Origin of the sequence: Janthinobacterium sp. HH104 (genome assembly GCF_001758715.1) — a bacterium.
In the GTDB taxonomy this organism is placed as follows: domain Bacteria; phylum Pseudomonadota; class Gammaproteobacteria; order Burkholderiales; family Burkholderiaceae_D; genus Janthinobacterium; species Janthinobacterium aestuarii.
The window spans coordinates 94,708-107,520 of record NZ_LRIB01000041.1; the positions used below are offsets into that span (position 1 = coordinate 94,708).

A 12,813-nucleotide genomic window follows, 5' to 3' on the forward strand; every position below is an offset into this window, starting at 1 on the left:
GCACGGCGCTGATGCATGGTAAGTGTCTTTTACACACTGCTGGCGGGCCGTGCACGAAATGCACGTGGCCCGCATGAACGGCACCGAAGCGGATGAAAATGTTGCAAAGGGTTGGCAAATGAGCAGCTACAATGCCCGCCATGCCCTCCTGCTTCCGCTACCTGCTGCTGTGCTGCCTGGCCTTGCCCTCTTTCGCCATGGGCATGGACAGGCTATCGCTGGCCGAAGGCTGGCGCGCCTGCGGCACAACCAGCGCCACGCCCACCGCCTCGCTGTACCAGCTGCTCAAGCCGGGCCTGCTGCTGTGTGTCGAGCGCGACCTCACCGTGGCCGCCACGCCCTCGTCGACGCAGCTGCTGGTGCTGTCGGCGCTGGCTTCCAGCGAAGTCTGGCTCGATGGCATATTGATCAGCAGCAATGGCCAGCCAGCCCGCCAGGCCAGCGGGGAACGCGCGGGCGACATCGATTTCGCCATCCACCTGACGCCACGGCAGTTGGCCATGGGCAGACACCACCTGCGCCTGCTGCTGTCGACGCAGCAGGCGCCTGCCCGCCTGGCGTCGCCACTGTACGCGCTGTACCTGGTCGACCGGCAAGGCTACCGCGCGGCGCTGGCCTGGTACCGGCTGCCGCCGCTGCTGCTGGCCGGGGCGCTGGGTGCCGTCGCCCTGCTGTTTCTCGCCTTGACGGCGCTGTACCAGCGACAGCGGCACTGGGCCATGTTTGCCGCGCTGTGCCTGGTGGCGGCGCTGCTGCTGGTGGTGGAACTCTGGCGCAGCGTTGCCGGCTATGCCTATCCCATGCATTTGCCGCGCCTGTACGCCGTCAGTGCCCTGACCTGGCTGTTTTCCGCCTTGCTGCCCCTGTATTTTTATACGGCATACCGGCTGCCGCGCTGGCCGCTGGCGGCGGCGGTACTGCTGGCGGGCATCGCGCTGGCCGGCGCGCTGCCCGCGCATTTCGACTCGCGCTGCTGGTCGATGTTCTTGACGGGCCTGGCAGCGAGCCTGGCGCTCAACCTGGGCGCCCTGTGGCGCCGCCTGCCGGGCAGTCTCGGCGGCACCTTGATCGCGCTGGCCTCGTGCGCCCTGTTCCTGCTGACGGGCAGCCAGTTTGCCGAAGGGGGCTTCGCCCTCGTCGTGTGCTTCTTGCTGCTGCCCCTGTGCGCGCAATTGCTGGCCCAGCTGCTGCGCGAACGCAGCAAGGCGGCACGCGCCCAGCAGCTGGAAAACCAGCTCTTGCGTAAAAGCATGCAACCGCATTTCCTGATGAATTCCCTGAGCCTGATCAGCGAACTCAACGCGCAATCGCCGCAGGCGGCCGAAACCTTCATCGAGGCACTGGGCGCCGAGTTGCGCATGCTCAACGAATTCGCCCAGCAGCCCAGCATCGCCCTGACGCAGGAACTGGCCCTGTGCGAGAACTACCTGAGCATCATGGGCACGCGGCTGCAGCAGCCATGCAGCCTGCAGCTCGATGGCGAGGCGGCGGGCATCACCGTGCCGCCCGCCACCTTGCTGACGGCGCTGGAAAATGCGTTCAGCCACAACCGCTACCGCCACGGCGCCACCTTTATCCTGCGCATCGCACACCATGCGCAAACGCACGTGCTCACCCTGATCCTGCCCGAAGGCGAGACACGCCAGCATGCGGGCGGCGGCGTGGGCGAACAATACATCCGCGCCAGCCTGCACGCCGTGTTTGGCGATGCGGCCCGCTATGAGCGTGAATATGCGAGCGAACAGCAGCAGGCTGGCTGGCGCCTCACCTTTACCTTGCCGGCGGCGCCATGAATGTGTTGATACTGGAAGATGAACCGCTGATCGCGCAAGGCCTCGAACGCGAGGTGCGTGCGCATTTCGGCGCGCGCCTCGGCAATCTCGTGCTGCATGACAATGTCCCGCAAGCGCTGGCCGCGCTGGCCCAGGAACAAGTCGACTTGCTGCTGCTGGACTTGAACCTGCATGGCGCGGACGGCTATGACTTGCTGCGCCTGGCCCAGACAGCCCCGTTCCAGACCATCATCGTCTCGGCCCACGCGGAACGCTCGATCACGGCCTTCGAATTCGGCGTGCTCGACTTCGTTGCCAAGCCCTTCAGCCGCGAACGCCTGCACAAGGCGCTGCAACGCTATACGGGGCGGCATACGGAAGCGGCCTCGCTGGCTGTGAAAAAACGGGGCGCGCTCGAATGGATCGCCATGGCCGACATCGACCATGTACAGGCCGATGGCCACTACAGCAATATCGTCCTGCGCAGCGGCGAACAGTGTTTTCACGACCTGGCCATCGACAAGCTCATGGCCCTGCTGCCGCCCCACTTCCTGCGCGTGCACCGCTCCTACATCGTCAACAGCCTCGGCTTCAAACGGCTGCGGATCGCGGCGGGCGGCAAATACGCGCTCGACACGCAAACGAGCACGGGCATCCCCGTGTCACGCAGCAGCTATCCCGCGCTGAAACAGCGGCTGCTGGGCTGAACGCTTACCAATGTGCCGCGTAGTTGGGAAACGGCGAGGCCATGTGCTCGGGCTCCACGGGTGGCGCCATCCAGTCGCGCGGGTCGACCTTGTAGTACTGCAAGAATTGCGCGTACAGTTCTTCGTGGCGCTCGGCCATCTGGTACGGTTTTTCAAAGAAGGTTTCCGTGGCCACGGCAAAGAATTCGGCGGGATTCGTGGCGCCGTAATGGTCCATCACGCTGTGCTGCTGGTAGATGGCGTCGTGGCGCAGGTTGTCGAAGTCGCGCGACAGCACGGTGGCCCAGCTGCGGTAGCTCGACACGCTGGGCAAATACGGCGCGCCATTCGCGGCGCCCGATTCGCTGTCGAGCTGGTGGGCAAATTCATGCAGCACGACATTGTGCCCATCGGTCCAGTCGGCCGCCCCGCGCTGCACGTGATCCCAGGCCAGCACGACTCTGCCATCGCCCCAGGATTCGCCCAATAGCCCATTGGCCGATGGCGTCACCACGCCGCCCGGCCCCACTTCATCGCGCGTGACGATGAATTCCGTGGGATACACGAGGATGGTGTCGAGTTCCGGATACACCTGCGTCTGGCGGTTCAGCAACAACAAGCAAGCCTGGCCGGCGATGGTATAGCGCATCTCGTCCGTGATCTCCAGGCCACCGCAGCCGACGAATTTCTTTTGATACAGGAATTGCACGACGAGACGACGCAACTGCTCCTGCAGCGGCGCCGGCATGCGCGGATACACGGGGATATTCTTTTCCAGCACGGCCAGGCCTTCAGCCGGCAAGGGCCTGGCCAGGGCCCGCTTCAGGCGCCAGCGGGGAAACCACAGCGAAAAGACGATGGCGGCCGTGACGAGGGCGATCCACAGCAGCGGGTTCATGCGAAGCCCCGTTGCAAGCAAGGCAGTGGCGGACACGATAACGAGGCGGCATAGGCAGACAAGGACAAGCTCCTTCAAGTGAACCCGCGCGTTGCGGGCAACAGTCCAGCCCACATGGGGATGCTTGCTGTCTTTTCAATCAGACGACATGAAACGGTCTGCCCAACGCCAAAAGCCGGGTTGCAACCCGGCTTTCGACATGCATCTGAGAATCAAAACCACAAGCATTCCGCCCGCCGGCCGCCAGGCGGCCGATCAGAAGCGGCTTTTACTCGGCAGATTTTTGCTGCGGCGCACCGAACAAGGCTGCCACCAACGGATCGCGCGTCACGGGACCGCGGTTGACGCGGATGGCGTAATGCGTGTCATCGGCCAGGATGTGGAAGTGACGGCCGCTGCCTGCCATGCTTTGCTCGCGCAGGCCCGGACGGTCCTTGCGCGGTGGCGCGCCTTCGCGTTTCGGCTGGACGATGGCGGCCAGGAAGGCGCGCACGCGCTCAGGATCCGGCGTCAGCTGGTACACTGCCTTGCCCAGGTAGGTGGCGGTGCCTTCGATGTAGCGGGCCAGTTCGATCACGCCCGCTTCGCGCAGGTCGCGGATGTATTTGCGGGCGCCCGATGGCGAAAACTTGAGGAACCAGGCGATTTCGTCGGCCAGCATCTCGTGCAGCGACAATTCGCCGATCAGCTTTTGCATGTTTTCGATGCGGCGCAGGGTGGCCGACGTCGAACGCACGCGCTCGATCGGTGCCATGGAAATGGGATTCATGCGTTCCGGGGGGATAGGTGCTGCGCGTTCTACCATTTGCGAGCCTTTTTCGGGGCTACGAAGTTCCTGGTGCGCTGCCTTTAATTCGCTCTTCACGTGAGACTGAGTCATTGCATGCATTTGAATACTCCTTTTAAACGATTGCCGGTAGCCCGGATTGTTAAGTTCTTGGCAATTTTTATACCAGAACGCCACGAATCCTGAGCGTCTGGGCACAGAATGCCATCCTGCTCCTCACTGGTCTGTGCGTTAACGAACATTAGAAGCAAGAAAGTGAAAAATATTGCCTTGTTGAATTATTTCTCTCAGTGCATCTATAAAAGACATCTAAAAACGCTGCGCTCGCATACGCGCACAAAGTGAAATAGCGAACAGAAGCGTCGGCATCCTTGCAATAAATTCAAGCTTCGCGCGTGGCACCCGCCGCCCGCATTGCGCCAATCTTGATACTTTGCAAAGGAACCATCATGAATATGCCCAGTCTGCTGGCAGCCGCCGCCCTGATCACCTTGTCCGCCTGCAAAAAACCGGCCGACGCGCCGCTGCCCGAAACGGCGCCCAACCCCGCTTCCGCGCCACAAGTGATGCCGCCCCCTGTCGCGCCAGCCACGCCGGAAGCGGGTCCTGGCAGCACGACGCCGCCTGCGCCGCTGACGGACCCGGCCACCGCGCCGGCCCTGCCGCCCGCCACGACGCCAAAGTAAGTCCGGCAGACAGAGCTATCCATCAGGCGCCCGCGCGGCGCCGCCTCTACTCCACGGGGGAGTTACGCGTTGCCAGCCTGTTTGCAACGCGTTTTTTTACGATTGGAGTCGGCCGCGCCATTTAGGTTCACCTGCTCCGAGCCCGCAAGCCGGTATCGAACCCGCCCGCCACAATGCGGCAATCCGCACAGTCTTTCCCCTGGCCGTGCGGAAAGGCGGAATCTCGCCATTTCCCAATTTCAATAGATTCAAATTAAACCTTTATAAACAATCACTTGCAATAAACGCCAAAATGCGCTCCACTGGCACGGAAGATGCTTTTATATTTTCATAGCCGCCATCAGAGCGGCGGCCTGACCCACTATATAAAAACCATCTACCTTTTGGAGACAACAGCATGGCAAGCACCTTCCGCATCTCGTCCTTCCTCAACACCAAGGCACTGGCCGTGGCCGTCGCCCTGGCCGCGCAATTCCCGCTGGCCGTCCACGCGGCCGATACCGTACGCCTGGGCAACCTGAAATTCGCCCATTACGGCGCCGTCGCCTACATGAAGGAAATCGCGCCGAAATACGACCTGAAGATCGAAGAGCGCATCTTCGCCAAGGGCCTCGACATCGTACCGGCCATGATCGCCGGCGAAATCGACGTGTCCGCCAGCGCGCTGGAAGCGGCCATCACAGGCCGCGCCACGGGCTTGCCCGTGTACCTGGTGGGCGGCTTCGCCAAGGGCGGCGTGCAGATCGTCGGCCGTCCCGACCTGAACATCAAGGGTATCGCCGACCTGAAAGGCAAGAAAGTCGGCGTCACGCGCGGCGGTCCGCAGGAAATCCTGCTGTTTGCCGAATTGACCAAGGCCAAGCTGACCTGGTCCGACAAGCCGGGCAAGGACGTGCAGATTCTGTACATGGGCTACCCGGACTTGAACCAGGCGCTGCTGACCAAGGATATCGACGTCATGAGCCAGTCCGAGCCGTACTCGACCCAGGCCATCCACAAGAAATATGGCGCGGCCATCATCAAGCCCTACGACACGCCGCTGGGCGAGCCCGTGCGCGCGCTCGTGATGACGGAAAAAATGTACAAGGAAAAGCCGGCCGTGGCCCAGCGCTTCATGGATTGCTTCGTCGCCGCCACGCGGGCATTTTTGGCCGACCCGAAACTGGCGGAAAAATACGTGCGCGAATCGATGTTCAAGAACCAGATCACCTCTGACGATTACCGCGACGCCATCGACAACGCCATCTTCACGGAAGACATCACGCAAAGCCACGTGCAGCTGACCACCGACTACATGGTGAAATTCGGCGTGGGCCGCATGGCCAAAGCGCCTGCCGCCAAGGATTGGGTCAAGCTGGATCTGCTGGAAAAAGCCAAGAAGTCCTACGCACCTCGCTAATCTGAAAGTGTCACGATGAATATTCAAATGATGAAACGCTTCGCGCACGGCGCCGCCGTGCCCGTCGCCGTGCTGCTGCTGTGGCAAGCCATGTCCACGTTCGGCTGGATCAACCCGCAAATCCTGCCCTCGCCCGTCGCCGTGGTCGTGAAGTGGTATGAATACCTGATTCCCATGGAAGCGTACACGCCCGAAGCGGGCAATTACCTCGTGTGGATGTTCTCCGGCGAATTGCCGCACGACGCCTGGGCCAGCCTGTCGCGCGTGCTGGGCGGCTTTGCCATCGGTGCCGGCCTGGCTTTGCCGCTGGGCTTGCTGATGGGCACCAACAAGACCATCTATAAACTGTTCGACCCGCTGGTGCAGGTGCTGCGCCCGATTCCGCCGATCGCCTACATTCCGCTGGCAATCTTGTGGTTCGGCCTGGGCAATCCGCCCGCCTTCTTCCTGATCAGCATCGGCTCCTTCTTCCCCGTGCTGATGAATACCATCGCCGGCGTGCGCCAGGTCGACGGCATCTACATCCGAGCCGCGCGCAACCTGGGCGCCAGCCAGATGACGATGTTCCGCCGCGTCATCCTGCCGGCCGCCACGCCGTACATCCTGGCCGGCGCGCGCATCGGCATGGGGACGGCCTTCATCGTCGTGATCGTGGCGGAAATGATCGCCGTGAACAGCGGCCTCGGTTTCCGCATCCTGGAAGCGCGCGAGTACTTCTGGTCCGACAAGATTATCGCCGGCATGTTTACCATCGGCCTGTTCGGCCTGGCCATCGATATCGCCATGAATGCCCTGAATAATCATTTGCTGCAGTGGCACCGCGGCCTGGAACACTGAGAGGAACGGCCATGACCACGATCAATATCAATGCAGTCAATAAAATCTTCACCACGGGCGGCGCGGACGTCATCGCCCTGAAGGACATCAACCTGGAAATCGCCAGCGGCGAGTTCATCTGCCTGCTGGGACCGTCCGGCTGCGGCAAGTCGACCCTGCTCAACGCCATCGCCGGCTTCTCGCAACCGACGTCGGGCCAGATCCTGGCCGGCGGCAAGCTGATCACCGAACCCGGCCCCGACCGCGGCATGGTGTTCCAGGAATACGCGCTGTTCCCATGGATGACCATCGAGAGCAATATCGCTTTCGGCCTGGAAATCGCCGGCAAGACGCCAGCCGAGATCAAGGAACGGGTCGACATGCTGCTGAGCATGCTGGGCTTGACGGAATTCCGTGCCCGCTACCCGAAAGACTTGTCGGGCGGCATGCGCCAGCGCGTGGCCATCGCCCGCGTGCTGGCCCTCGATTCGCCGATCATGCTGATGGATGAACCGTTCGGCGCGCTGGACGCCTTGACGCGGCGCAACCTGCAAGATGAATTGCTGAAAATCTGGAAAGTCTTCGGCACCACCATCGTGTTCGTCACGCACTCGATCGAGGAATCGATCTACCTGGCCGACCGCACCATCGTCATGACCTACCGTCCCGGCACCATCAAGCGCGACGTGGCCATCGACCTGCCCCGCCCGCGCGACCCGAGCGACCCCGAGTTCAACCGCCTCAAGCGCATGCTGGGCGAGATGGTGATGGAAGAGCAGCAGCGTCATCACAATGCCGAAACCATGGCCAGTACCGCCGATTGAGGGAGCTTGATTAAGCGACCGCAAACTTATTTGGGGTCTGACCCGGCGGGTCAGACCCCAAGGCCATTCGTCCCCCTGCTGGCCGTGGGGTCGCTGGCCGTGCTGACGTGGGCGTCGTATGCCTGGGTCAAGCAGCGCCAGCTCGACGAATTGCACCGCACCCTCGATTCGCGCGCGGAACTGTACGCGGCGTCCATCGGCGGCGCCCTCAACAAATACGAATTCCTGCCTCTGGCCGTGGCCCAGAGCGATGCTGTCGCGCAATTGCTGGAACAGCCCAGCGCCGATAAAGTCGCGCAAATCAACGCCTACCTGGTCGACATGAACCGCCGCGCGGGCGCCTTTGCCGTCTACGTGCTCGACGACAAGGGCACGACCCTGGCGTCAAGCAACTGGCAAGACCGCAGCTCGTATGTGGGCGTCAACTACGGTTTCCGTCCGTATTTCAAGAACGCCATCGCGGGCGGCATCGGCCGCTTTTACGGCATCGGCTTTTCCACCTTCGAGGCCGGCTATTTCATTTCGCAGCCCGTGCAGCGCGACGGGCGCATCATCGGCATCGTCGCCGCCAAGGTCAACCTGGACTGGATCGAGCAATCGTGGCGCACGCCCGGCGCGGGCGAACAGATCTGGGTCAAGGATGCAAATGGCGTGATCATCCTGGCCACGACACCGGCCTTCAAGTTCAAGACCCTGGCCCCGCTGTCGCCGGACGCCAAGAAAGACATCAGCGAACAGCGCCAGTTCCTGCAAGAAAATCTGCCCATCTTGCCGCACCGCGTCAGCCGCCAGTATGCCGACGGCGCCAGCGTGATGACCCTGGAACGTCCGCAGACGGGCGATACCCCCGCCCTGTCCGGCAGCGCCGACTACCTGGCCGTGAACCGCGCGCTGGGGCCGCTGCAATGGCAGATCACGGTGCTGGCCGAACTCGACCAGGTGAATGAGGCGGCGCGCAACGCGGCCATCGCCGCCGCGCTGGGCTGGGCCTTGCTGCTGCTGGCCCTGATGTATGCGCGCCAGCGCCGGCGCCGTATCGCCGACAAGCTCAATGCGCAACAAACCCTGGCACGCGCGTATGAACAGCTGGAAATCAAGGTCGAGCAGCGCACGGCCGACCTGGTCCACGCGAACGGCCGCCTGCAAGCCGAGGTGACGGAACGCGAACGGGCCGAGCAAACCTTGCGCTATGCTCAGGCGGAACTGGTGCAAAGCGGCAAGCTGGCGGCCATCGGCCAGATGGCGGCCGGCGTCACGCACGAGCTGAACCAGCCGCTGGCCGCCCTGCAAACGTTTTCCGACAATGCCAAGGTCTTCCTGGCGCGGGGCCAGATTGACGATGCGCTCGACAACCTGTCGACCATTTCCGACCTCGTCAAGCGGCTCGGCTATGTCACGTCGCAACTGAAAGGCTTTGCGCGACGCAGCGACGATGCGCGCAAACCCGTCAGCGTGCGCCAGGCGTTCGCGCAAACCATGCTGCAAATCCGCACGCGCAAGAACTCGCAGCGTTTGACCCTGCATGAAGGCTGGCCTGATGGCGACATCATCGTGCTGTGCAACGCCATCGGCCTGGAACAGGTGTTTACCAACCTGATCACCAACGCCATGGATGCCGTGCCGGAAAACGAACCCGTGCAAATCTGGTTCCAGGTGCGCCGCGAAGGCAGCCTTGCCGTGCTGCATATCACCGATAATGGCCCCGGCATCCCGCTGGCCTCGCTCGACAAGATCTTCGACCCCTTCTATACCACCAAGGAACACGGGCTGGGCTTGGGATTGTCGATCAGCGCAGGCATACTGCGCGCTGCCGGCAGCGCCCTGGCCGTGCGTAACCGCAGCGCGCAGGAAGGGGGCGGCGCACAATTTACCATCACCCTGAGCTGCGACCCGGGGGAGAGAGACAAGGAAACATCTGATGCACGAGAATAATTTTGAAGGCATGCAAGTGCTGCTGGTGGAAGACGATGCCGTCGTGCGCAAGGGCGCCCGGCAATCGCTGGAACTGGCGGGCTTGCAAGTGACGGCTGTCGCCACGGCCGAGGAGGCGCTGCCCTATCTGGTGCCTGAATTTGCGGGCATTTTATTGAGCGACATCAAGCTGCCGGGTATCGATGGCTTAAAACTGCTCGATATCGCCGTGGCACAGGATGCCAGCCTGCCCGTCATCCTCGTCACGGGTCACGGCGACGTGTCGATGGCCGTGGGCGCCATGCGCCGTGGCGCCTACGATTTCATCGAAAAACCGTTTTCCGCCGACTTGCTCGTGGAAGTGTGCCGCCGCGCGCTCGACAAGCGCCACCTGGTGCTGGAAAACATGAACTTGCGCCGCCAGCTCGAGCAGCGCGTCGGCATCGAAGCGCGCATCGTGGGCCGCAGCGCGGCCATGGCCAAGGTGCGCCAGCTGGTACTGAACCTGGCGCCGAAATCGGCCGATATCATCATCCTCGGCGAAACGGGGACGGGAAAAGAACTGATTGCCCGCTGCCTGCACGACTTCAGCGAGCGGCGCGACCATCCATTCGTGGCGATCAATTGCGGCGCCCTGCCCGAATCGATCTTCGAATCGGAACTGTTCGGCCACGAGGAAGGCGCGTTTACAGGCGCGCAGCGCCAGCGCATCGGCAAGATCGAGTACGCGAACGGCGGCACCCTGTTTCTCGATGAAATCGAAAGCATGCCGCTGGCCCTGCAAGTGAAACTGCTGCGCGTGCTGCAGGAGCGGCAGGTGGAGCGGCTCGGTTCCAACAAACTCATTTCCGTCAATTTCCGCGTGATTGCCGCCGCCAAGGAAGACTTGAATGTGCTGGCGGAACAGGGGAAATTCCGTCCCGACCTGTATTACCGCCTGAACGTGGCCAGTCTCACTCTCCCCGCCCTGCGCAACCGGCGCGAGGATATCCCGCTGCTGTTCGAGTTCTTCGTGCTGCAGGCGGCGCTGCGCTACAGCCAGCCGGCCGCCCTCGTCAGCGGCGAACTGATCGCGTCCCTGATGGCGCAGCGCTGGGCCGGCAATGTGCGCGAGCTGCACAATGTGGCCGACCGCTTCGTGCTGGGCTTGCTCGACGACACCCTGAGCCCGGCCGGCTGCCGCGAAGCGTCGCTGGCCGAGCAAGTGGACACGTTCGAAATTTCCATCATCGAGGAAGCCTTGCGCCGCCACAATGGCAACGTCATCGATGCGGCGGCCAGCCTGAATATTCCCAAGAAAACCCTGTACGACAAGCTCAAGCGTTTCGACATTTCGACCGAGCAATTTCGCTGACGCCTGCGCCACGGCCAGCCATTCACCCACAGCCGCGGGCGGCGCGCTCCTACTTGCCGCCCTGCCCGCGCATGCCAGAATCGGTACTCCACTTCAAGCCACGAGAAGGAGTTCCCATGAAACCATCTGCATTGATGCTGGCCACCCTGCTGCTGGGCGGCGCAGCCGCCCTGGCTCAGGCGCAATCGACGAGCAATAGCAATACAACAGGCAACACCGGCAACACGGGCACGGCGGCCCAGCAAGATACGCAGCAAAATACGCGACAGGATGACACGACGCCGCGCAAGCATGACAAGAAGCAGAAGCAGAAATCGGGAAAATCGCGCAACAACGATACGACCGGACAGTCCACCAGCGGCACCAACTCGGGCGGCGGTACCCCGGGCAGCGCCGGCCAGTCCGCAGGCAACGCCGCGCGTAGCGGCACGCAGAACATGAATGGCAATACGGGCGGTACAGGCACGTCGGGAACTTCGGGAGCTTCGGGAACGTCAGGAACTTCCGGTACCTCTGGCACATCGGGCAATACCGGTAATTCCGGCACCTCCGGCACGTCGGGTAACACCGGCAACACTGGTAACTCCGGCACCACGGGCAACACGGGCGTGGTCCCGCCGCGCCCGCCCGGCCGCTAAGCGCCGGCAACGCGGCACGGGATAGCCATGACGGCGCTGCAGGCCGCGCTGCTGCTGCACGGCCTGCTGGGCGGGGCCGACGTCATCCTGAACCACGAGCTCCTCGTGCAGTTGCCGTCGCGCCCGGGCGCAGCCGCCGAGCAGCGCCTGCACAGTGCCCGCGAAGTCATCTTCGGCCTGCTGTTTCCCTCGCTGGGCCTGTTCAGCTGGCATGGCTGGCTGGCCTGGTGGCCCGTGGCACTGCTGCTGGCGGAGATACTGGTCTCGCTGCGCGATTCCGTGGTCGAAGGCGATACGCGCCGCTTGCCCGTGCCCGAACGCATCTTGCACGTCTTGCTGTTCATCAACCTGGGCGTGATCACCACCTTGCTGTTGCAAGCGCTGCCCGGCTGGCTTGCCCTGCCGGCCGCCATGCAGGCCCTGCCGCCCGGCGGACCCGGCCAGTGGCTGGCCGCCATGGGCGCTATCTCGCTGGCATGGTCCGTGCGCGATGGCCTGAGCGCGCGGCGCCTGCGCTTGCGTGCGGGCCAACATGCGTGAACACTGGCAATATGCTCACACGCGCATGCGGCATATTCCTACTTGGATACGACGGCACGCATGTGACAATCCAGTCTCGACAGCAACTCCCAACTTTTACACAGGACACGCACCATGAAAACTCCCGCTCTCTTGCTGGCCGCCACCCTGATGACCGTTGGCGGTGCCTGGGTGCAAGCCCAGTCGACGACGAATCTGAACCAGACGGGCAACCACACCAACAATGCCAGGGACCCGGGCCAGCAATCGGATGCCTCCGACAAGCTCGACAACAAAGGCAAGCTGGTCCACGATGGCAAGGCCAGCAAAACCCGCACGGACAAACGCACGCGGCGCGGAAAACCGACGGCCAATCATCGGGACAAACCGCACAGCGGCACGCCCACCGAGCCGCCAGCGTCCACACCTGCGGTGCCCAGCATCCCCATCGCCCCCACGAAATAGTGTCTGCGCTGCGCCATGTTGCTTCCAAGCACGCTATCATCACGCCTTTACAAGATAG

The 12,813-nt window shown here is 62.9% G+C and carries 13 protein-coding genes; 11 read left to right on the top strand and 2 right to left on the bottom strand.

Annotated elements, in window-relative coordinates; translation table 11 throughout:
- The first annotated feature begins 131 nt into the window (after positions 1 to 131).
- A complete protein-coding gene (locus tag JAB6_RS19020; RefSeq protein WP_070304088.1) occupies positions 132 to 1,793 on the top strand; it encodes a histidine kinase in 1,662 nt (553 codons plus the stop codon).
- The gene (locus tag JAB6_RS19025) at positions 1,790 to 2,479 is read left to right on the top strand and encodes a LytTR family DNA-binding domain-containing protein (protein WP_070304089.1); all 690 of its coding nucleotides are present in this window, start codon (positions 1,790 to 1,792) and stop codon (positions 2,477 to 2,479) included. Before JAB6_RS19020 ends, JAB6_RS19025 begins: the two co-directional genes overlap by 4 nt.
- A gap of 4 nt (positions 2,480 to 2,483) precedes the next feature.
- Here the strand turns inward: JAB6_RS19025 and JAB6_RS19030 are convergent, their stop codons facing one another.
- Both JAB6_RS19030 and JAB6_RS19035 read right to left on the bottom strand, forming a co-directional pair.
- Positions 2,484 to 3,356 carry a zinc-dependent peptidase gene (locus tag JAB6_RS19030; protein ID WP_070304090.1) on the bottom strand — a complete coding sequence of 291 codons (873 nt, stop codon included), beginning with the start codon at positions 3,354 to 3,356 and terminating at the stop codon, positions 2,484 to 2,486.
- 268 nt (positions 3,357 to 3,624) lie between these two features.
- Positions 3,625 to 4,125 (bottom strand): winged helix-turn-helix domain-containing protein, encoded by a 501-nt coding sequence (locus tag JAB6_RS19035; RefSeq protein WP_223278908.1) that lies wholly within the window; start codon positions 4,123 to 4,125, stop codon positions 3,625 to 3,627.
- Positions 4,126 to 4,592: 467 nt separating this feature from the next.
- Here JAB6_RS19035 and JAB6_RS19040 point away from each other — a divergent pair, with 467 nt between their 5' ends.
- The 9 genes from JAB6_RS19040 to JAB6_RS19080 all read left to right on the top strand — a co-directional run bounded on the left by JAB6_RS19040 (position 4,593) and on the right by JAB6_RS19080 (position 12,755).
- Positions 4,593 to 4,829, top strand: a complete 237-nt coding sequence (locus tag JAB6_RS19040) for a hypothetical protein (protein ID WP_070304091.1) — start codon at positions 4,593 to 4,595, stop codon at positions 4,827 to 4,829.
- 397 nt (positions 4,830 to 5,226) lie between these two features.
- Complete coding sequence (locus JAB6_RS19045; RefSeq protein WP_070304092.1) at positions 5,227 to 6,228, top strand: ABC transporter substrate-binding protein; 1,002 nt, start codon at positions 5,227 to 5,229, stop codon at positions 6,226 to 6,228.
- Positions 6,229 to 6,243: 15 nt separating this feature from the next.
- Positions 6,244 to 7,065, top strand: a complete 822-nt coding sequence (locus tag JAB6_RS19050; RefSeq protein WP_034758877.1) for an ABC transporter permease — start codon at positions 6,244 to 6,246, stop codon at positions 7,063 to 7,065.
- Positions 7,066 to 7,076: 11 nt separating this feature from the next.
- Positions 7,077 to 7,868, top strand: coding sequence for an ABC transporter ATP-binding protein (locus JAB6_RS19055; RefSeq protein WP_034786306.1), 792 nt, complete (start codon positions 7,077 to 7,079; stop codon positions 7,866 to 7,868).
- Between the two features lie 30 nt (positions 7,869 to 7,898).
- Positions 7,899 to 9,800, top strand: coding sequence for an ATP-binding protein (locus JAB6_RS19060; RefSeq protein WP_070304093.1), 1,902 nt, complete (start codon positions 7,899 to 7,901; stop codon positions 9,798 to 9,800).
- Positions 9,787 to 11,133, top strand: coding sequence for a sigma-54 dependent transcriptional regulator (locus JAB6_RS19065; protein ID WP_070304094.1), 1,347 nt, complete (start codon positions 9,787 to 9,789; stop codon positions 11,131 to 11,133). The genes JAB6_RS19060 and JAB6_RS19065 overlap by 14 nt, the downstream gene beginning before the upstream one ends.
- Positions 11,134 to 11,249: 116 nt before the next feature.
- Complete coding sequence (locus JAB6_RS19070; RefSeq protein WP_139143438.1) at positions 11,250 to 11,771, top strand: hypothetical protein; 522 nt, start codon at positions 11,250 to 11,252, stop codon at positions 11,769 to 11,771.
- A 27-nt stretch (positions 11,772 to 11,798) separates the two neighbouring features.
- The gene (locus JAB6_RS19075) at positions 11,799 to 12,311 is read left to right on the top strand and encodes a hypothetical protein (RefSeq protein ID WP_070304096.1); all 513 of its coding nucleotides are present in this window, start codon (positions 11,799 to 11,801) and stop codon (positions 12,309 to 12,311) included.
- Between the two features lie 114 nt (positions 12,312 to 12,425).
- A complete protein-coding gene (locus JAB6_RS19080) occupies positions 12,426 to 12,755 on the top strand; it encodes a hypothetical protein (protein ID WP_139143439.1) in 330 nt (109 codons plus the stop codon).
- Positions 12,756 to 12,813 lie beyond the last annotated feature (58 nt).

Coding starts and splice junctions, on each gene's coding strand:
- JAB6_RS19080 (WP_139143439.1), top strand. CDS start 12,426: ATGAAAACTCCCGCTCTCTTGCTGGCCGCCACCCTGATGACCGTTGGC.
- JAB6_RS19055 (WP_034786306.1), top strand. CDS start 7,077: ATGACCACGATCAATATCAATGCAGTCAATAAAATCTTCACCACGGGC.
- JAB6_RS19020 (WP_070304088.1), top strand. CDS start 132: ATGCCCGCCATGCCCTCCTGCTTCCGCTACCTGCTGCTGTGCTGCCTG.
- JAB6_RS19070 (WP_139143438.1), top strand. CDS start 11,250: ATGAAACCATCTGCATTGATGCTGGCCACCCTGCTGCTGGGCGGCGCA.
- JAB6_RS19030 (WP_070304090.1), bottom strand. CDS start 3,356: ATGAACCCGCTGCTGTGGATCGCCCTCGTCACGGCCGCCATCGTCTTT.
- JAB6_RS19065 (WP_070304094.1), top strand. CDS start 9,787: ATGCACGAGAATAATTTTGAAGGCATGCAAGTGCTGCTGGTGGAAGAC.
- JAB6_RS19075 (WP_070304096.1), top strand. CDS start 11,799: ATGACGGCGCTGCAGGCCGCGCTGCTGCTGCACGGCCTGCTGGGCGGG.
- JAB6_RS19040 (WP_070304091.1), top strand. CDS start 4,593: ATGAATATGCCCAGTCTGCTGGCAGCCGCCGCCCTGATCACCTTGTCC.
- JAB6_RS19050 (WP_034758877.1), top strand. CDS start 6,244: ATGAATATTCAAATGATGAAACGCTTCGCGCACGGCGCCGCCGTGCCC.
- JAB6_RS19025 (WP_070304089.1), top strand. CDS start 1,790: ATGAATGTGTTGATACTGGAAGATGAACCGCTGATCGCGCAAGGCCTC.
- JAB6_RS19045 (WP_070304092.1), top strand. CDS start 5,227: ATGGCAAGCACCTTCCGCATCTCGTCCTTCCTCAACACCAAGGCACTG.
- JAB6_RS19035 (WP_223278908.1), bottom strand. CDS start 4,125: ATGAATCCCATTTCCATGGCACCGATCGAGCGCGTGCGTTCGACGTCG.